Consider the following 20796-nt stretch of genomic DNA (forward strand, 5'->3'; position numbering starts at 1 on the left):
GTCGACCGCGGCGTCCCGTACGAGCGAACGGACGGCATCGTGATGAGCGAGGAGGGACGCGTCGGCGTCTGGAGCGGTGGAACGCTCCGACGCAGTCGTGTGCGCTCCACCGTGAAGGCGTCGACCAGGGCGTCCCGTACGAGCGAATGGACGGCATCGTGAGCGACCCCTTCGACCGTGAACTGGAGGAACTCCTCGGGCCCGTCGGTGACGGCACCGACGACACGGGGGAGGCCTTCGGCACCGACGGCCTGCGCCGCGGCCGGGTGCCCCAGGACCGCCGCTCGCCGCGGGTGGACTCCACGGGCAAGCTCGTGCCCGCGCCGCTGCCCGAGGAGGAGGACGACCGGTTCGCCGCGGTCGTCGAGCAGATCCTGGGCCGCAACCCCGAGCACCGGATCCACCCGACGCTGGACCGGGTGCGCGAGGCGTGCGGTCTGCTGGGCGACCCGCAGTCGGCCTACCGCGTCGTGCACCTGGCCGGCACGAACGGCAAGACGTCGACGGCGCGCATGGTGGAGCGGCTGGTCCGCGAGCACGACCTGCGGACCGGCCGGTTCACCAGCCCGCACCTGGTCGACATCACCGAGCGGATCTCGATCGACGGCGACCCCATCACCCACGCCGCGTTCGTGCGCGCCTGGGACGACGTGGAACCCGTCGTGACGATCGTCGACGAGCGCGCCGCCGAGCGCGGTGAACCGCGGCTGAGCTTCTTCGAGGTGCTCACGCTCATGGCGTTCGCGGCCTTCGCCGACGCCCCCGTGGACGTCGCGGTCATCGAGACCGGGCTGGGCGGGACGTGGGACACGACGAACGTCGTGCAGCCCGACGTCGCCGTCGTCACGCCCGTCTCGATGGACCACGAGACCTGGCTGGGCTCGACGCTCGAGGAGATCGCCGGGCAGAAGGCCGGGATCATCAAGCACGGCTCCACCGTTGTGATCGGCAAGCAGGAGGAGGAGGCGGGCGCGGTGCTGCTGGCCAAGGCCGCCGCCGAGCGCGTCACCGTCGTGCGCGAGGGCCTCGACTTCGGGGTCGAGGAGCGAGCCCTGGCCGTCGGCGGTCAGCAGGTCTCGCTGCGCACCCGCGGCGGGGTCTACACCGACGTGTTCCTGCCCCTGCACGGCGCGCACCAGGCCGAGAACGCCGCCACGGCCCTGTCGGCGGCCGAGGCGCTGCTGGCGATGCCGGGCGGGACGCTCATGCCCGCGCTCGTCGAGGCCGCGTTCGCCGACGTCACCTCCCCGGGCCGCCTGGAGGTCCTGCGGACGTCGCCGCTGATCCTGGCCGACGCCGCGCACAACCCCGCCGGGGCCCAGGCCCTGGCCGCCGCGATCGCCGAGGCGTTCACGCTCAGCCGGCTGGTCGGCGTGGTCGCCGTGATGGCGGACAAGGACGTCGAAGGTGTCCTGCACGCCCTCGAACCCGTCCTCGCCGAGGTCGTGGTGACCCGCTCCAGCTCACCGCGCGGGATGGAACCGTCCGAGCTCGCCGAACTGGCCGAGGACGTGTTCGGCGAGGACCGCGTGCACGTCGTGGAACGTCTCGACGAGGCCCTCGCGACGGCCGTGGACCTCGCCGAGTCCGAGGCGGGCGCCGGTGGCGGCATCGGCGGGTCGGGGGCCGGGGTGGTCGTCGCGGGGTCCGTGGTCCTCGCCGGCGACGCCCGGGCCCTGCTGGGCAAGGACAAGCAGTGAGCCGCGAACCCCGGGTCCGCAGGCCCCGCCAGCGCAGCACGAAGCGGTTGTTCGCCGCGACGACGCTCGCCTGCGAGGCGCTGCTGGTGTTCTTCGCGACCCTCGTCGCGTACGGGATCGAGCCGATGGCCGAACGGCACACCAGCTACCTCGTCGCGGGCGGCGTCCTCATCCTGCTGTGCCTGCTGGCCGCCGGGATGCTGCGCTCGCCGGCCGGGTACTGGTTCGGCTGGGTCCTGCAGCTGGTCATCGTCGCGAGCGGCTTCGTGGTGCCGATCATGTTCGTCATCGGCGTCGCCTTCGCCGTCATCTGGTTCTTCGCCCTGCGCATCGGCGGGCGCGTCGACCGGGAGAAGGCCGAGGTGGCCCGGCGGCTCGCCGACGGGACGTGATCGTCCGGGCCATGGCACCCGGCGACGCCCTGGCCGTCGCCGAGTTCCAGACCCGCACGTGGGACGAGTGCTACGCGGACCTCGTCCCGCGGGCGTACCTGGACGCGCAGCGGGTCCCCGAGCGGTTCGCCCGCTGGTCACGGACCCTGCGGACGGGGGCGCGCGGGTGCGCGCTGGCCGAGGTCGGCGGCGTGGTCGTCGGCGCGGTCAGCTGGGTCCCGGGTGAGCTGAAGAGCCTGTACGTCGCCGCCGGGCACCGGGGTTCGGGCGTGGCGGACCGGTTGCTGGAGCACGCGATCGGGACGTCCTCCTCGACGCTGTGGGTGTTCCGCGACAACGCCCGTGCCCGCAGGTTCTACGCTCGGCACCGGTTCAGCGTGGTCGACGGGTCCGAACGCGTCGACGCGGGAACCGGAGTGCCGGAAGTGCAGATGTCCCGACCCTGAGGAGCAGACCGTGCGCATCGCCGTCGACCCCACCGCCGCCCAGCCCGCCGAACTGCTGGACCGCAACGAGTTCACGTCGTTCGACGTGGCCGTGCCGGCGGGTTCCTCCGTGGCGGACCTGTCGGCCGTGCTGGGCCCGGTCGGTGAGCTCGACGCCGAGGGGGAGGACGTCGCGGCCGCGCACGTCCGGGTGTCGATCGAGTGGCTGCGCCGGACCGCGCACGCCGAGGGCGCCGACGCGGGCTGGGACGAGCAGTTCGAGCGGATGCTCGCCTACGCCGAGTCGAAGGGGTGGGTGGCGGACGGGACGGTCCGCGCGCACGTCGTCGTGGACTGAACCGTCGAGGGCTGAACCGCCTCAGCCCAGCACGGGGAACCGGCCGCGCAGTTCGGGGTGCTGCCGGGCGGCCTCACCGGCCAGCTCGACCCGGCCCGTCCCGGCGAGCACGACCGTCGCGTCGTCCCAGTCCGCCGGGACGGCCCCGCCGGCGAGGTCGTCGACGGTCCGGCGGGCCAGGCGCAGGCCCGAGCCGGGCGGGGGAGCGGCGATGAGTTCCAGGTCGAGCTGGTGGACGGCGAGTTCCACGGCCCAGCTGCCGAGGAAGTCTCCGGTGGAGAACGTGAACCCCTGGAACGCGACCCGCCCGTCCGGGACGCGCAGCACCCCGCGGCGCAGGGCCTCGACGGTGGCGGCCAGGTGCCCGGTGAGGGTTTCGGGGCGCGGGTACGCGCGGGCGGTCCCGTCGAGCACCCGGAACTGCCCCTCCGGGTCCGTCGTGGCGGGGTAGCGCGTCCAGTACCCGGCCGCGTCGACGGTGACGGGGCCGGGTCCCTGGACGTCGAGCAGGGCCAGGGCCACCTCCTGCAGCCCGAGGTGGACGTGGACGAGCACGTGCGCGCACGTCCAGCCGGGGCAGCGGCTCGGGGCGTCGAGGTCGAGGTCGGACCCCAGCACGAGCGACCACGACGCGAGCTCGTCGGCCAGCGCGGCGCGCCCCTCGTCGTGCGTCAGGTGCAGGGTCACGGCAGGACCCTCAGCCCGCCGGGGCCGGGGCCGTGTCGTCCATGTCCTCCAGCTCCCGGCCCTTCGTCTCCCGCACGGCCCTGCGCACGAACACGAAGGACAGCAGCGCGATGAGGGCGTAGAGGCCGTAGGCCCACTGCAGTCCCAGGCCGGCCAGCGACGGGAAGCTCGTGGAGATGGCGAAGTTCGCGATCCACTGCGCGGCCGCGGCGACGGCGAGCCCCGCGGCACGGATCTTGCCGGGGAACATCTCCCCGAGCAGCACCCACACGACCGGGCCCCACGTCGCCCCGAAGGAGATGACGTAGACGTTCGCCGCGACGACGGCGATGGGGCCCCAGGGGTCGGGCAGCGACGGCTTGTCCGTGGTGCCCCCGGCCTGCGAGAACGCGATCGCCATCACCAGCAGCGAGACGAACATCCCGGCCGAGCCGACCGTCAGCAGCGGTTTGCGGCCGACCTTGTCGACCGTCGCGATGGCGATGAAGGTGACGACGACGTTGGTGACGGCCGTGATGACCGAGGTCGTGAACGCGTCGGACTCCTTGAAGCCGACGGCCTGCCACAGGGTCGTGGAGTAGTAGAAGATCACGTTGATGCCGACGCCCTGCTGCAGGACGGACAGCAGGATCCCGACCCAGACGATCGGCAGCAGGCCGAACTTCGGGCCGCGCAGGTCGCGCAGGCTCGGGTCGTGCTCGCGGCGCATGGAGTTCTTGATCTCGTTGACCTTGCGCTGCACCGCTTCCAGGCTGCGGGTGCCGAGCACCTCGCGCAGCACCTCGCCCGCGCGCTGGGTCTCACCCTGGGCGATGAGGTAGCGCGGGGACTCCGGCACGGACAGGGCCAGCAGGGCCCAGACCACGGACGGGATGACCCCGACGACGAACATCCACCGCCAGGCCGCCCACCCGAGCCACGTCTCGCTGCCGGCGCTGCCGGCGGTGTTGGCGATGAAGGCGTCCGACAGCAGGGCCGCGAAGATGCCGACGGTGATCGCCAGCTGCTGAAGCGAGGCGAGCCGGCCGCGGATGTGGGCGGGGGCGACCTCGGCGATGTAGGTGGGGGCGATGACGGAGGCGACGCCGACCCCGACGCCGCCGACGACGCGCCACAGGATCAGGTCCCAGACGTTGAAGGCGAAGGCCGACCCGACGGCCCCGATCGCGAAGAGGATCCCGCCGACGACCATGACGGCCTTGCGGCCGAACCGGTCCGCGATCCGGCCCGCGAACCACGCGCCGACGGCGGCACCCAGCAGCGCGCAGGAGACGGCGAACCCGGACAGCCCCTTGGACAACGCGAACTGGTCGGTGATCGCGTCGACGGCCCCGTTGACGACGGAGGTGTCGAACCCGAAGAGGAAGCCGCCGATGGCCGCGACGACGGAGATCATCACCACCTTCGTGGTGGTGTGCTTCTCGACCTCGACGTCCGACGCACCCACCTGGTGCGCGCTGTCGTGTGAACTGTCCTGGCTCATCGCGGGCCTCCCGAACGATCCGGTGCGCTCCGGTGCGCCGGAGCCCGCGTCCGATGGTCCGCCTGGTCCGCGATCACCGCACCCCGAGAGCGCCCACCAGGCCGAAGGCACACCTCGCGCCCCGACACGCCGTGACCTCGGGGCGCGAGGTGTGCCTCCGGCGGGACGGGGAGGGTCAGGCGTCCTCGCCGCGCGCCGTCGCGAGGTCGTGGGCGGCGAGGTCGACGGCCTCCTCGGCGCGGCGGGCGGCGTCGACGAGCCCCGCGAGCGCCGAGCCGTCGGGGATCCGGGCCGTGCGCCCGGCGTAGGCCTTCGCCAGCGACTTCGCCTCGGCGGCCAGCTCGGCGAGCACGGTCGCGGCCGCGTCGCGGGCCTCGCGCAGCGCGGTCTCCTGGGCGGTGGTGTCCTCGCGGTCGTGGCGCACGGTCCCATCCTGTCCGATCCGTCCAAGACGCCGCACCCGCGAGCGGCCAGGGTGGGTCCGTGCCCACTCCGACGCTGGACCTCATCGGCCTGGTGGTCGCCGACATGGCGGCCTTCCTGGACTTCTACCGCCGTCTCGGCCTGGACCTGCCCGCCTCGGCCGACGCCGCACCGCACGTGGAGGTGACCCTGCCCGGCGGCCTGCGGCTGGCCTGGGACACCGAGGAGACGATCCGCGGCTTCGACCCGTCCTGGACGCGCCCCGGTCCCGGTCACCGCACGAGCCTGGCCTTCCGCTGCGCGAGCCCCGCGGAGGTCGACGCGGTGCACGCCGAGCTGACGGCGGCGGGGGTCCGCAGCCACCTCGCGCCGTTCGACGCGGTCTGGGGTCAGCGCTACGCGACGGTGCTCGACCCCGACGGCGGTGCGGTGGACCTCTTCGCCCCGCTGGGCTGAGCGGGCCGCAGGGCCGAGGGGGTCGTCCCGGCGAACGTCCGGACCTCGCGCGACAGGTGCGCCTGGTCGGCGTACCCGGCCTCGGCCGCCACCTGCGACGGTGGGCGCCCGGCGCGCAGGAGCCCGACCGCGCGGCGGAACCGCAGCACACGGGCGAGCACCTGGGGCGGGTAGCCGAACGCGGCGAGGCTGCGGCGGTGCAGGGTCCGCACCCCCACCCCGAGCTCGTCCGCGACCCCTGCGACCGGGTGCCCGCTCCCGAGCAGCCGGGCGGCGTGCGCCAGGGCCGCGTCCTGCGGCACGGGCGCGACGAGCCCCTCCAGACCGGCCCCCGGAGAGACCTCGATCCGGTCGGCCAGCCGGCGCGCCCGCGCCGCGCCCCACAGGTCCGCGAGCGCGACGCGGCGGTCGCGCAGTTCGCTCGCGGGGACGCCGAGCAGCGCCGGGGCGTGACCGGGGGCCAGGCGCAGCCCCGTCCACGTCACGCCCGGTGCGGCCGGGGACGCGTACGCGGCCGTGTCCGGACCGGCGACGAGGACCTCCCGGCTGTCGCTGCGCCACAGCAGGTCCATGCACCCGTCGGGCAGCACGAGCCCGGTGCCGGGCCCGGCGTCGCGCCCTTCGGGGGTGCTCGTCCAGACCATCGCCCCGGGCACGCTCGAGCGTCGTTCGCGGTGCACGGGGTCAGTCCACACCCCGGTACCGACACCCGCCCCGCTAGGGTCGCCCCCGTGACTGAGACGCAGCGGACCCTGGTCCTCGTGAAGCCCGACGGTGTGAAGCGCAACCTCTCCGGGGAGGTCCTGCGGCGCGTCGAGGCCAAGGGCTACACCCTCGTGGCGCTGGAGCTGCGCAGCGCCACCCGCGAGCTGCTCGCCGGCCACTACGCCGAGCACGAGGGCAAGCCGTTCTACGAGCCCCTCGTGGAGTTCATGCTGTCCGGCCCGGTGCTGGCCGCCGTCGTCGAGGGCCACCGCGTCATCGAGGGGTTCCGCTCGCTGGCCGGCACGACGGACCCGACGACGGCCGCGCCCGGCACCATCCGCGGCGACCTGGGCCGCGACTGGGGCCTGAAGGTCCAGCAGAACCTCGTCCACGGCTCGGACTCGCCCGAGTCCGCCGCCCGCGAGATCGGACTGTGGTTCCCGAACCTCTGACCGATCAGTTCCGGGCGGCGCCGCGGTCGACAGGAGCAGGAGGGCCGGACCGCCGGCCCCTGAGCAGCTGAGGAGCCCGTCGTGCGCATGGTCTTCATCAACCAGCCGGTGGCCGACAAGGAGAGGTCCAAGGCGTTCTTCACTGCCCTGGGGTTCTCCCTGAACCCGCAGTTCGAGGACGACACCACGGCCTGCGTCGTCATCGAGGAGAACATCATCGTCCTCGTGCACGAGCCGGAGAAGTGGAAGCAGTTCCTGCACGGCGACCCCGCGCCCCAGGGGACGACCGAGTCCATGGTGGCGCTGTCGGCGTCCAGCCGGCAGGAGTGCGACGACCTCAAGGCGGCCGCCCTGGCCAACGGGGGCGCCGAGTACGGGCCCACCCAGGACTACGGCTGGATGTACGGGATCAGCTTCCTCGACCCCGACGGTCACGTCTGGGAGGCCAGCTGGATGGACCTGGAGGCCGCGGCGCAGGCCGGCGGGATCAACCAGCCCACCTGAACCTCGGGACGGGTGCCCGCTTCACCGGCGGGCGCCGGGCCCGGGGCCGATGGAGGCGCGGTGCACGACGCGTGCCGGGAAGGACCGCGCGACCGGTGCCGCGCCGGGGTCCGGACCGGCGCCGGGGGTGCGGATCTGCTCCAGCAGCAGCCGGGCGCACTCGGCCCCGACCTGCTGGATGGGTTGCTGCACGGCCGTCACGGCCGGGTCCACCAGGGGTGCCCAGGGGGCGTCGTCGAAGCTGGCGAAGGACAGGCGCCCGGGCAGGTCCTCACCGCGCTCGCGCAGCCGGGTCAGCACGTCGAGGGCGATGACCGCGTCGGAGGAGACGACGGCCGTGGCCGGGTCGGGGCCCTCGAGGGCCCGGTCGACGAGGGCGGCGGTCGCGGCGGGGGAGTGCGCACCGAAGAGGGCCAGGTCGGGCGCGAGCGGCACCCCCGCAGCCGTGAAGGCCTGGCGCATCCCGAGCAGGCGGTCGGCGATGGGGGAGCTGACGAGCTCCAGGTCCGGGTGGTCGAACTCCGGCTCCAGCGACGTCAGGTAGGCGATGCGGCGGTGCCCGGCCGCCAGCAGCGCCCCGGTCAGCTCCCGCACGGCCGGGACGACGTCGACGCTCACCGACAGCGCCGGGACGTCGTCGCGGCGCCGGTCCAGCAGGACGACGGGACGGCCGGTGGCGCACGCGGCGCGCAGGTGCTCGGCGTCGAAGGAGGCGGCCGGGACGACGACGAGCCCGTCGACGCGCTTGTCGAGCAGCAGCCGCACGGCGTCGGCCTCGTCGGCGTGCCGTTCGGCGGTGTTGACCAGGACGACCTCGTACCCGGCGGCGTGCGCGACCTCGGAGATGGCGCGGGTGGCCAGGCCGAAGTAGCCGTTCTCGATGTCGCCGACGACGAGGCCGATGGTGCGTGAGCGCCCGGTGCCCATGCTGCGGGCCAGTTCGTTGGGGCGGTACCCCAGGGCCTGCGCGGCGGCGGTGACGCGTTCGCGCACCTCGGGGCTCACCGAGCCGTAGCCGCCGAGGGCGCGGGCGGCGGTGGCCTTGGCGACCCCGGCCCGGCGGGCCACGTCGGCGGTGGTCGGTTCCCGGCGGCGGGTGGCGGGCTCGGTCATCGTCGTCCTCGGGTGCTGGGCACGGGAGAGTCTTAACACGGGTGAAACGCAGGGGGTTGACCTGCTGTCGGCGGGGAGCCTACGTTACTGACGTTCCGCCGTTGAGACCGGTCTCACACGCGGATGTTTGAGACCGGTCTCAACGCGTCCCCGCCCACCTCACGGAACGGCCGACCCATGACACGCCACACGACCCGACGGGCCGTCCTCGCCTCGGCGCTCGCCGCGGCAGGCCTCGTCGTCAGCGCCTGCAGCCCCTCCGGCACGTCCTCCGCCGCGGAGGACGACCCCTACGGCCTCGTGCAGCCGGGCACCCTGCGGGTGGCCAGCCTCGGCGACGCCAAGCCGTACACGTTCACCGACGCGAAGGGGGAGTTCACCGGGTTCGACGTCGAACTGTTCCGCGACGTCGCGAAGCGGATGGGGATCACCGACGTCACCTTCACCGGCCAGGACTTCACCGCGATCCTGCCCGGCGTGGCCAACGGCCAGTTCGACGCGGGCGTCGCCGCCATCGGCATCACCGACCAGCGCAAGCAGACCGTCGACTTCAGCGACGGCTACCTCGCCGGGTACCTCAGCGTCCTGACCACCCGCACCTCCGGGGTGACCTCGGCGAAGACCCTGGCCGGCAAGCGCCTCGGCGTCGTGCAGGGCACCCTGCAGGAGGCCTACGCCCTCAAGAACTTCCCCGACGCCGACCTCGTCCGCTTCCCGGACAACAACGCCGCCGTCTCGGCCCTCAACGGCGGCAGCGTCGACGCGCACTTCCTCGACTACGAGGCCGCGAAGTCCTACGTGCAGCAGTTCGGTCTCGTCGACGCCGAGGACATCCCCAGCTTCGACGCCCCCGCCGGGTTCGCGATCGCCAAGGGCAAGACGGCCCTGCGCGAGGCGCTGGACGAGAACCTGCACGCCGCGATGGAGGACGGCACCTGGAAGACGCTGTACGAGAAGTGGTTCCCCGGATCCCCGATGCCCCAGCAGTACCTGCCCAGCGCCGAGCGGACCGCCTCGCCGACGCCGTCGGCCTCGTGAGGAGGACGGGTTCGTGACCTGGTTCGACACCATCGCCCGGACGTTCCTCGACGGGCACGCGATGCTGCAGGTCCTGCCGCAGCTGCTCGCCACCGGCCTGCGGAACACGTTGGTCATCTCGGTGGCCGCCACGGTCATCGGCACCGTGCTCGCGATGGTCGTGGCCCTCATGGGGATCTCGACGTCGCGGTGGCTGCGCGTGCCGGCCCGCGTCTACACCGACGTGTTCCGCGGGTTGCCGGCCATCCTCACCATCCTGCTCATCGGTCAGGGTTTCGCCCGGTTCAGCCAGTCGGTGTTCGGGCCCTCGCCCTACCCGCTGGGCATCATCGCCCTGGCCCTCATCTCCAGCGCGTACCTCGGGGAGATCTTCCGCGCCGGCATCCAGGCCGTGGACCGCGGCCAGCTGGAGGCCTGCCGCGCGCTGGGCATGAGCTACGGCCGCGCCATGCGCCTGGTCGTGGTTCCCCAGGGCGTCCGCCGGGTGCTGCCCGCCCTGGTGAACCAGTTCATCGCCATCGTCAAGGACTCCAGCCTCGTGTACTTCCTGGGGCTGCTGACCTCCGAACGCGAACTGTTCCGCGTCGGCCAGGACGCCGCGGTGCTGTCCGGGAACCTGTCCCCGCTGGTGCTGGCCGGGGTGTTCTACCTCGTCATCACCGTTCCGCTGACCCACGTGGTCAACGTCGTCGACGCCCGGTTCCGCACCGGCCGCCGCGTCCCCACACCGCCCAAGAGCGGGCTCGACGAGGTCGCCGAACTCGCGCCCTCCGCGCCCACCGGACCCCGCGGGAGCAGTCTGTGAGATCCACCGCCGAGACACCCACCGCCGAGGACCCCGGCGCCACGGGGCCCGAGCGCACCTACGCCGGTCCGCCCTGGACCTGCGCGACGTGCGGCTGTCCTACGGCCCCGTCGAGGTCGTGCGCGGGGTGACGTTCTCCGTGCCCGCCGGCAGCACCACCTGCGTCATCGGCCCGTCGGGATCGGGCAAGTCGACCCTGCTGCGCGGGATCAACCGGCTGCACGAACCCAGCGGCGGCGACGTCCTGCTCGCCGGCACCAGCACCCGGGGCCAGCACCCCGACCGGCTGCGCCGGCGCATCGGCATGGTGTTCCAGCACTTCAACCTGTTCCCCGACCACACCGCCCTGGAGAACGTGGCGCTGGCCCCCCGCACCGTCGCCGGCGTCCCGCGGGCCGAGGCCCTGCGCCGCGCCCACGCCCGCCTCGCCGAGGTGGGACTGGCCGAGCGCACCGACCACCGTCCGCGCGACCTGTCCGGCGGCCAGCAGCAGCGCGTCGCCATCGCCCGCGCGCTGGCGATGGACCCCGAGGTCATGCTCTTCGACGAGGTGACCAGCGCCCTGGACCCCGAGCTGGTCAAGGGCGTCCTGAACCTCATGGCGACCCTGGGCCGGCAGGGCATGACGATGGTCGTCGTGACCCACGAGATGGGGTTCGCGCGCCGCGTCGCCGACCAGGTCGTCTTCATGGACGAGGGCCGCGTCGTCGAGGCCGGACCGCCCGCTCAGCTGTTCGAGCAGCCCCGCAGCGAGCGCCTGCGCCGCTTCCTGGCGGAGGTCCTGTGAGCGCGCTGCGCACCGCCGTCGTCGGCTGGGGGACCGCCGGGGCGGTGTTCCACGGCCCGCTGCTGGCCGCCGACCCGGAGTTCTCCGTGGACGTCGTCGTCACCCGCGACCCCGCCCGCGCGGCCGCCGCGCGCACCGCCCTGCCGGGCGTGGCCGTGGTGGCCTCGCCCGAGGAGGTCTGGGCCCGCCGCGGCGAGCTCGACCTCGTCGTGCTCGCCTCCCCGCCGGCCACCCACGTCGACCTCGCCACCCGCGCGCTGCAGGCGGGGCTGGCCACGGTCGTCGACAAACCCCTGGCCGTCGACGCGGCCGGCGCCCGGAAGCTGCTCGACGTGGCGGGCGCCACCGGGACGCCGTTGACGGTGTTCCAGAACCGCCGCTGGGACGGGGACTTCCTGACCCTGCGCCGGCTGGTGGCCGAGGGCGCCCTGGGCCGGGTGCACCGCTTCACCTCGCGCTTCACGTGGTGGGAACCGGCCGGGGGCAAGGCGTGGAAGATGGACGCCCCCGTGGCCGACGGCGGCGGGATCCTCGCCGACCTCGGCACCCACCTCGTCGACCAGGCCCTGCAGCTGTTCGGCCCCGTGGACTCCGTCACCGCCGAGCTGGACCGGCGCCGGCCCGGGCCCGGCCCCGAGGACGACGCCTTCGTCGCCCTGCACCACCGCAGCGGGGTCCGCTCCCACCTGTGGATGAGCGCCGTCGCGGCGCTGCCCGGCCCGCGGTTCCACGTGCTCGGCGAGCGCGGTGCCGTCGCCGTCGAGGGTCTGGACCCCCAGGAGCAGCAGCTCGCGGCCGGGCTCGTCCCCGGCACCCCCGGGTACGGGGTGCGCGGTGCCCCGGCCCGCGGCGGGACCGTCGACGCCCCGGCCGAGGTCCCCGTGGCGCCCGGCGACTACGCCGCCTTCTACCGCGGGCTGGCCGACAGCCTGCTGCGCGGCGGCCCGCTGCCGGTCGAGCCCGCCGACGCCGTCGCCGTCCTCGACGTCCTGGACCGGGTGCGCGCGGCCGCCTGAGCCCGCCCCGCTCCGCTCCGAAACCCCCGCTCCACGATCGGAAGAGAGAACCATGAGCACCTCCACCGCCCGGGTCGTCGTCGTCGGCGCCGGCATCCTCGGCGTCTCCACGGCCGCCCACCTGGCCCGCGCCGGGGCGTCCGTCGACCTCGTCACCGAGGCCGACGTCGCCTCCGGGGCCAGCGGCCGGTCGCTGTCGTGGCTGAACTCCGCCGGCGCCCGCAGCGACGCCTACCACCTGCTGCGCACCGTCGGCATCGACCGCTGGCACACCTTCGCCGCCCGCCACGGCCACGAGCAGGGCCTGCGGGACGGTCTGCGCTTCGACGGCGGCCTGACGTGGGCGGCGCCGGGGGAGAGCTTCCGCGCGCGGCACGCCCACGAGCTGGCCATCGGCTACGACTCGGTGTGGCTGGCGCCGGAGGAGATCGCCGCCTGGACCCCCGGCGTGGACCCGGCCGCCGTGGCCGCCGAGGGCGCGGTCTTCAACCCCGGTGAGGGCTGGGTGGACCTGCCACTGGCCGCCGGGGTGCTCCTGGAGGGGTTCCGCGCCGCGGGCGGCCGCCTGCAGACCGGGACCGGCCGGGCCCACCCCGTCGTCGAGGGCGGTCGCGTCACCGGCGTCACGACGGACTCCGGAGCCACCTTCGCCGCCGACGCCGTCGTGCTGGCGACCGGCCCGTGGGTCCCGCGCGACCTGGCCGACCTCGGCCTCACCGTCCCCGACGACTCCCCGGTCTCCCTGCTGCTGCGCACGAAACCCGTCGAGGTGGCCCTGCGCGCGGTCCTCAACACCCCGCGCGTCGCGGTGCGCCCGGCCCCCGGCGGGGTGCTGGTGCTGGACTCGGCCTGGTCGGAGGAGGAGGTCGTCATCCACCGCGAGGGCGACTACGAGGTCAAGGACAGCACGCTGGAGGGTCTGCTCGCCGAGGCCTCGGCCGTCCTGGCCGGCCACCCCGAGCTGGCGCTCGACGGCTACGGCGTGGGCCGCAAACCCATCCCCGGCGACGGTGAACCCGTCGCCGGTGCCGTGGACGGCGTCGAGGGCCTGCACGTCCTGTTCACCCACAGCGGCGCCACCCTGGGCCTGGTCCTGGGGGAGTTCACCGCCCGCGAGGTGCTCACCGGGCAGCCGAACCCGCTGCTGGCGGCCTTCCGCCCCGGCCGCTTCGGCGCCCGCGCCTGAGGACGTCCCCTCCCCGTGCCGGGCACGGGGAGGGAGGGTCTCAGCGGGAGGCCACGTACTGCGCCCAGGCCGTCTCGACCGCGGCCAGCGCGGTCTCGTCCTGCAGCGACGTCACGTCCCCGCCGCCGCGGCCGGCGGTCAGGTCGGCCATCAACCGGCGCATGATCTTCCCCGAGCGCGTCTTGGGCAGGTCCGGGACGACGACGACGTCGCGGGGTTTGGCGACGGGCCCGATCTCGTGCGCGACGTGGGCCTGCAGTTCCCGCGCGAGGTCGCCGTCGACGCCCTCGCCGCGCAGGATGACGAACGCCACGATCCGCTGACCGGTGGTGTCGTCGGGAGCGCCGACGACCGCGGCCTCGGCGACCCGCGGGTGCGAGACGAGGGCCGACTCCAGTTCGATGCTCGACAACCGGTGTCCCGAGACGTTCAGCACGTCGTCGATGCGGCCGCCGATCCAGACGTACCCGTCGGCGTCCTTGGTCGCCGCGTCCCCGGCGAGGTACCAGCCCTGCGCCGCGTACGGTTCCCAGTAGCTCTTGACGAACCGGGCGTGGTCGCGCCACACGGTGCGGGCCATGCCGGGCCAGGGTTTCGTGATGACGAGGACACCCGTCTCGCCGGGGGCCGTCTCGTTCCCGGCCTCGTCGACGACGGTGGCCGACAACCCCGGCAGCGGGACCGTCCCGGAGCCGGGTTTCAGTGCCGTGACACCCGGCAGGGGGGCGATGACCGCGGCACCCGTCTCGGACTGCCACCACGTGTCGACGATGGGGCAGCGCCCACCCCCGACGTTGCGGTGCAACCACGTCCACGCCTCGGGGTTGATGGCCTCCCCGACGGACCCCAGCAGCCGCAGCGACGACAGGTCGAACCGCGCGGGCAGTTCCGGACCGTGCTTCATGAACGTCCGCACCAGCGTCGGGGCGGTGTAGTAGATCGTCACGCCGTACTTCTCGATGACCTCGAAGTGCCGGCCCGGGTGCGGGGTCAGCGGGGACCCCTCGTAGATCACCTGCGTCACGCCGTTGGACAGCGGCCCGTACATCTCGTACGAGTGCGCCGTCACCCACGCCAGGTCGGCCTGGCACCAGTACACGTCGTCGTCCTTGACGTCGAACACCGCCCAGTGCGACCACGACGTGTGGGTCAGGTAGCCGCCGCTGGTGTGGACCAGGCCCTTGGGCTTCCCCGTCGTGCCGGAGGTGTAGATGATGAACAGCGGGTTCTCGGCGTCGAAGCTCGGCGCGGTGTGCTCGGCCGGCTGGCGGTCGACGAGTTCGTGCCACCACACGTCGCGGCCCGGGGTCCACGGGAAGTCGGGGGTCGCCTCGCCGGTGCGGCGCAGGACGAGGACGTGCTCGACGTGGTCCAGGCCGGCGACGGCGGCGTCGGCGGCACCCTTGACGGCGACGGCGTGGCCGCGGCGGAACTGCCCGTCGGTGCAGACGAGGAGCTTGGCCTCGGTGTCCTCCACGCGGAAGCGCAGCGCCTCGGCGGAGAAACCCCCGAACACCAGCGAGACGACGGCGCCGATGCGGGCGCAGGCCATCGTCGCGACGATCGTCTCCGGCAGCACGGGCAGGTAGAGCACCACGCGGTCGCCGTGCCCGACGCCGAGCTCCTCCAGGGCGTTCGCCAGCCGGCAGACCTCGTCCTTCAGCTGCGCGTACGTGGTGGTGCGCGAGTCGCCCGGCTCGCCCTCCCAGTGCAGCGCGACCTTGTCCCCGCGGCCGGCGGCCACGTGCCGGTCCACGCAGTTCACCGCGACGTTGAGCTTCCCACCGGTGAACCACTGCGCCGTCGGCAGCGTCGAGCCGTCGAACACGGTGTGGAACGGCTCGTCCCACTGCAGCCGGCGGGCCTGCTCGGCCCAGAACGCCTCGGGGTCGGCCGCGGCGCGGGCGTGCTCCCCGGCGCCGACGTTGGCCTGGGCGGCGAACTCGGGCGAAGGGGCGAAGACGAGCTCGGGCGCAGGGGTGCTGGTCACGGGGGTCCTCACGGGCGGGGGAGCGGGGCGGCCGGCCCGTGGCCGGCTTGGTCGCCAGGGTAGCTGCGCCGTACCCTCGGCCCGTGGAGACCAGAGGGCGGCACTTCTTCGCCGTCCAGCGCCGGCACGTGGACCTGTGCCGCACCCGCTCCGCCGCCTGTCGCTGACCCGCACCTCCCGCGCCCGGGAACACCCGGGCGTCACCGGGCGCTGCACCGAGCGCGCCGGCAGGTCTCGTCAGTCCCGAGGGGGTCCCACCCGTGTCCACGCAGATCGGCGTCACGATCGGTGTCGAGCTCGACGCCGCCGGCCGCCACCCCGCCGCCTGGCGGCTGCCCGGCGCCCGGCCCGCCGAGCTGTTCACCGCCGCCCACTGGCGCCGCCTGGCCGAGACCGTCGACGCCGCCGACCTCGACCTGCTCGTCGTCCCGGACTCCTTCCGCCTTGGCTCCTCCGACGACAGGGACCAGCGCGGCCGCCTGGACGCCGTCGCCGTCACGGCCAACCTCGCACCGCTGACCCGGCGGACCGGGCTGGTCCCGGTGGTCACCACGACGCACACCGAGCCCTTCCACACCCAGAAGGCCGTCGCGACGCTGGACTTCACCAGCCGTGGCCGCGCGGGCTGGCAGGTCGAGGTGTCCACCACGCCCGCCGAAGCCGACCTGTTCGGGCGCAAGGCGGCCGCCGCGCCGGAGGTCCTGTGGCGCGAAGCCGCCGAGACGGTCGAGGTCGTGCGCCGGCTCTGGGACTCCTGGGAGGACGACGCCGTCGTCAAGGACCTGGCCACCGGCCGGTTCGTCGACCGCGACAAGCTGCACTACGTCGACTTCGCCGGGGAGAACTTCTCGGTCAAGGGACCGTCGATCACGCCGCGCTCGCCGCAGGGCCAGCCGCTCGTCATCGTCCCCGTGCGCGACGAGCCGTCCCTGGCCGTCGCCGCGGCCCACGCCGACGTGGCCCGGCTGGAGGCCCACGACGTGCCGACGGCCACCCGGTGGGCCGCGGGCCTGGAGGGGACCGTGCTGCTGGACGTGGAGGTGCTGCTGCGCCGCGACGCCTCCGAGGCGCAGGACGTCGCCGCCCACCTCGACGAGCTGAGCCCCGGCCACGGCCCCCGCGCGCTGCGCCACGTCGGGACCCCCGCCTCGCTGGTCGAGCTGCTGCGCGACCTCCCGCAGGGCGTCGGCGGGGCCGTGCTCGTCCCGCTGGACCTGCCCGCGACCCTCGACCTCGTCGCCTCCGACGTGGTCCCGCACCTGGGCCGGGAACCGTTCACCGGCCGGACCCTGCGCGACCGCTTCGGCCTGCCCCGACCCGCCAGCCGCTACGCCGTGGAGGCGACCCGATGACCCAGCGTGCGAGCAAGCGTCAGGTCCACCTCGGCGCCCACTTCCCGGGCGTCAACAACACGACCGTCTGGCGCGACCCGCGCGCGGGCAGCCAGGTCGACTTCTCCTCCTTCGAGCACCTGGCCCGCACCGCCGAGCGCGGGCTCATGGACTTCTTCTTCCTCGCCGAGGGGCTGCGGCTGCGCGAGCAGCGCGGGAGGATCCACGACCTCGACGTCGTCGGCCGTCCCGACACCCTGACCGTGCTGAACTCGCTGGCCTCGGTGACCACCCACCTCGGGCTGGCCGGGACGATCAACGCGACGTTCAACGAGGCCGCCGAGGTCGCCCGGCAGTTCGCCTCCCTCGACCACCTCTCCGGCGGCCGCGCCGCGTGGAACGTCGTCACGAGCTCCGACGCGTTCACCGGGGAGAACTTCCGCCGCGGGGGGTACCTGGCGCACGCCGACCGGTACGTGCGCGCCCGCGAGGTCCTCGACGTCGCACGGGAGTTCTGGGACTCCTGGGCGCCGGACGCGCTCGTCGCCGACCCCGCGACGGGGGTCTTCGCGCGCGGGATCACCGAGGTAGAGCACCACGGCGCGCAGTTCGACGTCCGCGGCCCGGGACTGCTGCCGCGCAGCCCGCAGGGGCACCCGGTCCTGTTCCAGGCCGGCGACTCCGACGCCGGCCGCGAGTTCGGCGCCACGTACGCCGACGCCATCTTCACGATGCACGGCACCCTCGAGGCGGGGGTGCGGTTCACGGCTGACATGCGGGCGCGCGCGGTGCGCAACGGCCGGTCCGGGGACGAGCTGAAGATCCTGCCCGGAGCCACGTTCGTCCTGGGCGACACGCTGGAGGAGGCGAAGGAGAACGCGCGGGAGATCCGCTTCCTGCAGGTCGGCCCCGAACAGGCCGTCGCGTTCCTGGAGCAGGTCTGGGGCCGCGACCTCACCGGCTTCGACCCCTCCGGCCCGCTGCCGGCCTTCGAACCCGAGGTCACCTCCGACATCGCTCAGGGCCGCACCCGGATGACGAAGGACCCCCGCGAGACCGCCCGCACCTGGCGCGAGCTCGCGGCGGCGAACGGCTGGACCGCGCGCGAACTCGTCGTCGAGGTCACCGGCCGCCAGCAGTTCGTCGGCACGCCCGAGCAGGTCGCCGCCGAGATCGACGAGTACGTCCAGGCCGACGCCTGCGACGGGTTCATCCTCGTCCCGCACCTCACCCCGGCCGGTCTCGACGAGTTCGTCGAGAAGGTCGTCCCGCTGCTGCAGGAACGCGGCAGCTACCGCACCGAGTACGCCGGGCAGACGCTGCGCGACCACCTCGGCCTGCAGCACCCGCACGCCGTCCCGTCCGTCCGCGCCACCGCCTGAGGAGACCACCGTGACCACCACGCTCGACGTCACCACCGCCCGCACCGAGTTCGACGCCTGGCGCGCCGCCCGGACCGCCGACCTGAGCACGCCCCACGGCTGGCTGAGCCTGACGAGCCTGAACTGGCTCGGTGCCGACCCCGCACCCGTCGAGGGCCTGCCCGGAACCTGGGCCTCGGTGCCCGGTGGCGTCACCGTCACCGCCACCGCCGCCGACGGGATCGTCGCCGAGGGAGCCCTCGTCGACGGCACCGTGACGATCGAGACGGTCGAGGGGGCCCCCGGCAAGCTCGTCGAGATCGGCGACCTGCGGGTGGAGGTCATCCAGCGCACCGGGTCGCACGCCCTGCGCGTGCGCGACCCGAAGGCCCCGGCCCTGGCCGCGTTCACCGGGGTGCCGGTCTTCGACTTCTCCGACGAGTACGTCCTGGACGCCGAGTTCGAGCCGTTCGACGCCGCCCGGGAGGCCGTGGTGGGGGCGGTCAAGGACGGGCTGGAGCACCACTACCGGGCCGTCGGCGTCGTGCGGTTCGAGCTCGACGGCCCGCAGCAGCTGACGGTGTTCCAGGGCGGTACCGTGCTGTTCACCGACGCCACCAGCGGCGTCACGACGACCGGCACCACCCGGTCGGTGAAGGTCCCCGAGGTCCCCGGCCGTTTCGTCCTGGACCTCAACCGCACGCAGAACCTGCCGTGCGCGTTCACCGACCACGCGACCTGCCCGATCCCGCCGGTCGAGAACCGGCTGACCGTCCCCGTGGCCGCGGGGGAGAAGGACCCCCGTTGACCTCTGCCGACCACGCCGTCCTCGCCGGCTTCTCCGCCGTCGAACTCGCCGCCCTGCGCGCCGACTTCCCCATCCTGGGGCGCTCGACGCGCTCGGGGAAGCCTCTGGTGTACCTGGACTCGGGGGCGACGTCGCAGAAGCCGCTCGCGGTCCTGGACGCCGAACGGGCCTTCTACACGCAGCACAACGCGGCCGTGCACCGCGGCGCGCACCAGCTCGCCGAGGAGGCCACGGACGACTTCGAGGCCGCCCGCGCCGCCATCGCAGCGTTCGTGGGCGCCCCTGCGTACGAGGTCGTGTTCACCAAGAACGCGACCGAGTCGCTGAACCTCGTCGCGCACGCCTTCAGCACGACGACGGCCTACGCCGCCCGTGGCTCGGCCCCCGACGGACAGGCGGTCGACCCGCGGTTCGTGCTCGCCGAGGGCGACGAGATCCTGGTCACCGAGGCCGAGCACCACGCCAACCTCGTCCCCTGGCAGGAGCTGTGCGCGCGCACCGGCGCCGTCCTGCGCTGGATCCCCGTCACCGAGGAGGGCGTCCTGGACCTGTCGACGCTGCCCTCCCTCGTCACCGACCGGACGAAGGTCGTCGCGTTCGCGCACGCGTCCAACGTCCTCGGCGGCATCGCCCCCGTCGAGGTGCTCGCGGCCGCGGCGAGGGCCGTCGGGGCGCTCGTCGTCCTCGACGCCTGCCAGTCGGTCCCGCACCTGCCCGTCGACCTGCCCTCCCTCGGCGTCGACCTCGCCGCGTTCTCCGGGCACAAGATGCTCGGCCCGTCGGGGATCGGCGTCCTGTGGGGGCGCTCGGAACTCCTCGCCGCGATGCCTCCGTTCCTCACGGGCGGTTCGATGATCGAGCTCGTGCGGATGGAGCGCTCGACGTACGCCCCCGCGCCGCAGAAGTTCGAGGCGGGGGTCCCGATGACGGCGCAGGCCGTCGGGTTGCACGCGGCCGTGGAGTACCTGCGCGGACTGGGTCCGGACGGCACGGGCCTGGCCCGGGTCGAGGCCCACGAACGGTCGCTGACCGGCCTCCTGCTGCGCGAGCTCGCCGCGCTGCCGTGGGTGCGGGTCCTCGGGCCCCTCGACGCCGCCGACCGCGTGGGGCTGGTGTCCTTCGTGGTCGAGGACGTGCACGCCCACGACGTCGGGCAGCTGCTCGACGACGAGGGCGTCGCCGTCCGCGTGGGGCACCACTGCGCGTGGCCGCTGCACCGCCGGTTCGGCGTCGCGGCGAGCACCCGCGTGAGCTTCGGGCCCTACAACCAGCCCTCCGACGTGGACGCCGTGCTGCGGGGGCTGCACCGGGCCCGCGACCTCTTCGCGTGAGAATGGTGCCGTGGACCTGTACCAGCAGCTGATCATCGAGCACTCCAAGCGCCCGCACGGCGAGGGCCTGCGCGCGCCGTTCGGCGCGCAGGCCCACCACGTGAACCCCACGTGCGGGGACGAGATCACCCTGCGGGTGCAGGTCGAGGACGAGGTGGTCACCGACGTCTCCTACGACGCGGTGGGCTGCTCCATCAGCCGGGCCTCGGCCTCGGTGCTGCACGACCTCGTCGTCGGGCAGCCCGTCGTGGCGGTCGGCGAGGTGCGCGACGCCGTGCAGCACATGCTGACCAGCCGCGGTGAGGACACCGGGGACGAGGAGGTGCTCGGCGACGCCGTCGCGTTCGCGGGCGTGGCGAAGTACCCGGCGCGGGTGAAGTGCGCGCTGCTCAGCTGGTCGGCGCTGGCCGACGCGCTGCTGCGCACCGCCCCGGCCTGAGAGCCC

23 protein-coding genes are annotated in these 20796 nt (G+C 74.0%); 17 read left to right on the forward strand and 6 right to left on the reverse strand.

From position 1 onward, the window contains the following. The first annotated feature begins 146 nt into the window (after positions 1 to 146). The 4 genes from CLV37_RS04700 to CLV37_RS04715 are packed head-to-tail and all read left to right on the forward strand — an operon-like array spanning position 147 to position 2875. Entirely contained in the window at positions 147 to 1700 is a 1554-nt protein-coding gene (locus tag CLV37_RS04700; protein ID WP_106207668.1) for a bifunctional folylpolyglutamate synthase/dihydrofolate synthase, read from the forward strand. After that, on the forward strand, positions 1697 to 2092 hold the full coding sequence (locus CLV37_RS04705) for a DUF4233 domain-containing protein (RefSeq protein ID WP_106207670.1): 396 nt from the start codon (positions 1697 to 1699) through the stop codon (positions 2090 to 2092). The genes CLV37_RS04700 and CLV37_RS04705 overlap by 4 nt, the downstream gene beginning before the upstream one ends. Positions 2093 to 2103: 11 nt before the next feature. Next, positions 2104 to 2538 carry a GNAT family N-acetyltransferase gene (locus tag CLV37_RS04710; protein WP_146149297.1) on the forward strand — a complete coding sequence of 145 codons (435 nt, stop codon included), beginning with the start codon at positions 2104 to 2106 and terminating at the stop codon, positions 2536 to 2538. Between the two features lie 10 nt (positions 2539 to 2548). Then, a complete protein-coding gene (locus CLV37_RS04715; RefSeq protein ID WP_106207674.1) occupies positions 2549 to 2875 on the forward strand; it encodes a hypothetical protein in 327 nt (108 codons plus the stop codon). 21 nt (positions 2876 to 2896) lie between these two features. Here CLV37_RS04715 and CLV37_RS04720 read toward each other — a convergent pair whose 3' ends face one another. From CLV37_RS04720 to CLV37_RS04730, 3 genes are all read right to left on the reverse strand, one after another. After that, positions 2897 to 3562, reverse strand: coding sequence for a maleylpyruvate isomerase N-terminal domain-containing protein (locus tag CLV37_RS04720; RefSeq protein ID WP_106207676.1), 666 nt, complete (start codon positions 3560 to 3562; stop codon positions 2897 to 2899). 10 nt (positions 3563 to 3572) lie between these two features. Beyond that, positions 3573 to 4958 carry a sugar porter family MFS transporter gene (locus CLV37_RS04725; protein ID WP_425433607.1) on the reverse strand — a complete coding sequence of 462 codons (1386 nt, stop codon included), beginning with the start codon at positions 4956 to 4958 and terminating at the stop codon, positions 3573 to 3575. A gap of 262 nt (positions 4959 to 5220) precedes the next feature. Continuing rightward, positions 5221 to 5469, reverse strand: a complete 249-nt coding sequence (locus tag CLV37_RS04730; protein WP_106207680.1) for a hypothetical protein — start codon at positions 5467 to 5469, stop codon at positions 5221 to 5223. A gap of 104 nt (positions 5470 to 5573) precedes the next feature. On the opposite strand from CLV37_RS04730, the gene CLV37_RS04735 reads away from it, so the two are divergent. After that, positions 5574 to 5924, forward strand: a complete 351-nt coding sequence (locus tag CLV37_RS04735) for a VOC family protein (protein ID WP_106208500.1) — start codon at positions 5574 to 5576, stop codon at positions 5922 to 5924. Here the strand turns inward: CLV37_RS04735 and CLV37_RS04740 are convergent. After that, positions 5864 to 6604: a helix-turn-helix domain-containing protein gene (locus CLV37_RS04740; protein WP_106207682.1), complete on the reverse strand. Its 741-nt coding sequence runs from the start codon at positions 6602 to 6604 to the stop codon at positions 5864 to 5866. The two genes, CLV37_RS04735 and CLV37_RS04740, sit on opposite strands and share 61 nt — an antisense overlap. A gap of 51 nt (positions 6605 to 6655) precedes the next feature. On the opposite strand from CLV37_RS04740, the gene ndk reads away from it, so the two are divergent. After that, positions 6656 to 7081, forward strand: coding sequence for a nucleoside-diphosphate kinase (ndk, locus tag CLV37_RS04745; RefSeq protein WP_106207684.1), 426 nt, complete (start codon positions 6656 to 6658; stop codon positions 7079 to 7081). A gap of 81 nt (positions 7082 to 7162) precedes the next feature. Beyond that, positions 7163 to 7585, forward strand: coding sequence for a VOC family protein (locus tag CLV37_RS04750; protein WP_106207686.1), 423 nt, complete (start codon positions 7163 to 7165; stop codon positions 7583 to 7585). Between the two features lie 21 nt (positions 7586 to 7606). Here the strand turns inward: CLV37_RS04750 and CLV37_RS04755 are convergent, their stop codons facing one another. After that, on the reverse strand, positions 7607 to 8698 hold the full coding sequence (locus CLV37_RS04755; RefSeq protein ID WP_106207688.1) for a LacI family DNA-binding transcriptional regulator: 1092 nt from the start codon (positions 8696 to 8698) through the stop codon (positions 7607 to 7609). Positions 8699 to 8875: 177 nt separating this feature from the next. Here CLV37_RS04755 and CLV37_RS04760 point away from each other — a divergent pair, with 177 nt between their 5' ends. From CLV37_RS04760 to CLV37_RS04780, 5 genes are all read left to right on the forward strand, one after another. Further along, positions 8876 to 9736 carry an ABC transporter substrate-binding protein gene (locus CLV37_RS04760; protein ID WP_106207690.1) on the forward strand — a complete coding sequence of 287 codons (861 nt, stop codon included), beginning with the start codon at positions 8876 to 8878 and terminating at the stop codon, positions 9734 to 9736. A gap of 13 nt (positions 9737 to 9749) precedes the next feature. Further along, complete coding sequence (locus CLV37_RS04765; RefSeq protein WP_106207692.1) at positions 9750 to 10541, forward strand: amino acid ABC transporter permease; 792 nt, start codon at positions 9750 to 9752, stop codon at positions 10539 to 10541. 73 nt (positions 10542 to 10614) lie between these two features. Then, positions 10615 to 11328 (forward strand): amino acid ABC transporter ATP-binding protein, encoded by a 714-nt coding sequence (locus tag CLV37_RS04770; RefSeq protein ID WP_211298452.1) that lies wholly within the window; start codon positions 10615 to 10617, stop codon positions 11326 to 11328. Then, a complete protein-coding gene (locus tag CLV37_RS04775) occupies positions 11325 to 12344 on the forward strand; it encodes a Gfo/Idh/MocA family protein (RefSeq protein ID WP_106207696.1) in 1020 nt (339 codons plus the stop codon). The genes CLV37_RS04770 and CLV37_RS04775 overlap by 4 nt, the downstream gene beginning before the upstream one ends. Before the next feature lie 52 nt (positions 12345 to 12396). Next, a complete protein-coding gene (locus CLV37_RS04780; protein ID WP_106207698.1) occupies positions 12397 to 13530 on the forward strand; it encodes an NAD(P)/FAD-dependent oxidoreductase in 1134 nt (377 codons plus the stop codon). 40 nt (positions 13531 to 13570) lie between these two features. Here the strand turns inward: CLV37_RS04780 and acs are convergent, their stop codons facing one another. Further along, positions 13571 to 15520 (reverse strand): acetate--CoA ligase, encoded by a 1950-nt coding sequence (gene acs / locus CLV37_RS04785; RefSeq protein WP_245885253.1) that lies wholly within the window; start codon positions 15518 to 15520, stop codon positions 13571 to 13573. A 260-nt stretch (positions 15521 to 15780) separates the two neighbouring features. On the opposite strand from acs, the gene CLV37_RS04790 reads away from it, so the two are divergent. Genes CLV37_RS04790 through sufU form a run of 5 tightly spaced genes read left to right on the forward strand, consistent with a single transcriptional unit; the run spans position 15781 to position 20790 of the window. Further along, positions 15781 to 16872: an LLM class flavin-dependent oxidoreductase gene (locus tag CLV37_RS04790; RefSeq protein WP_106207702.1), complete on the forward strand. Its 1092-nt coding sequence runs from the start codon at positions 15781 to 15783 to the stop codon at positions 16870 to 16872. After that, positions 16869 to 18233, forward strand: a complete 1365-nt coding sequence (locus tag CLV37_RS04795) for an NtaA/DmoA family FMN-dependent monooxygenase (RefSeq protein ID WP_106207704.1) — start codon at positions 16869 to 16871, stop codon at positions 18231 to 18233. The genes CLV37_RS04790 and CLV37_RS04795 overlap by 4 nt, the downstream gene beginning before the upstream one ends. Positions 18234 to 18243: 10 nt before the next feature. Next, positions 18244 to 19020: a DUF1684 domain-containing protein gene (locus CLV37_RS04800; RefSeq protein ID WP_106207706.1), complete on the forward strand. Its 777-nt coding sequence runs from the start codon at positions 18244 to 18246 to the stop codon at positions 19018 to 19020. After that, positions 19017 to 20351, forward strand: coding sequence for a SufS family cysteine desulfurase (locus CLV37_RS04805; protein ID WP_106207708.1), 1335 nt, complete (start codon positions 19017 to 19019; stop codon positions 20349 to 20351). The genes CLV37_RS04800 and CLV37_RS04805 overlap by 4 nt, the downstream gene beginning before the upstream one ends. 10 nt (positions 20352 to 20361) lie before the next feature. Then, the gene (sufU, locus tag CLV37_RS04810; protein WP_106207710.1) at positions 20362 to 20790 is read left to right on the forward strand and encodes a Fe-S cluster assembly sulfur transfer protein SufU; all 429 of its coding nucleotides are present in this window, start codon (positions 20362 to 20364) and stop codon (positions 20788 to 20790) included. Positions 20791 to 20796 lie beyond the last annotated feature (6 nt).

This window comes from Kineococcus rhizosphaerae, assembly GCF_003002055.1.
In the GTDB taxonomy this organism is placed as follows: Bacteria; Actinomycetota; Actinomycetes; order Actinomycetales; family Kineococcaceae; genus Kineococcus; species Kineococcus rhizosphaerae.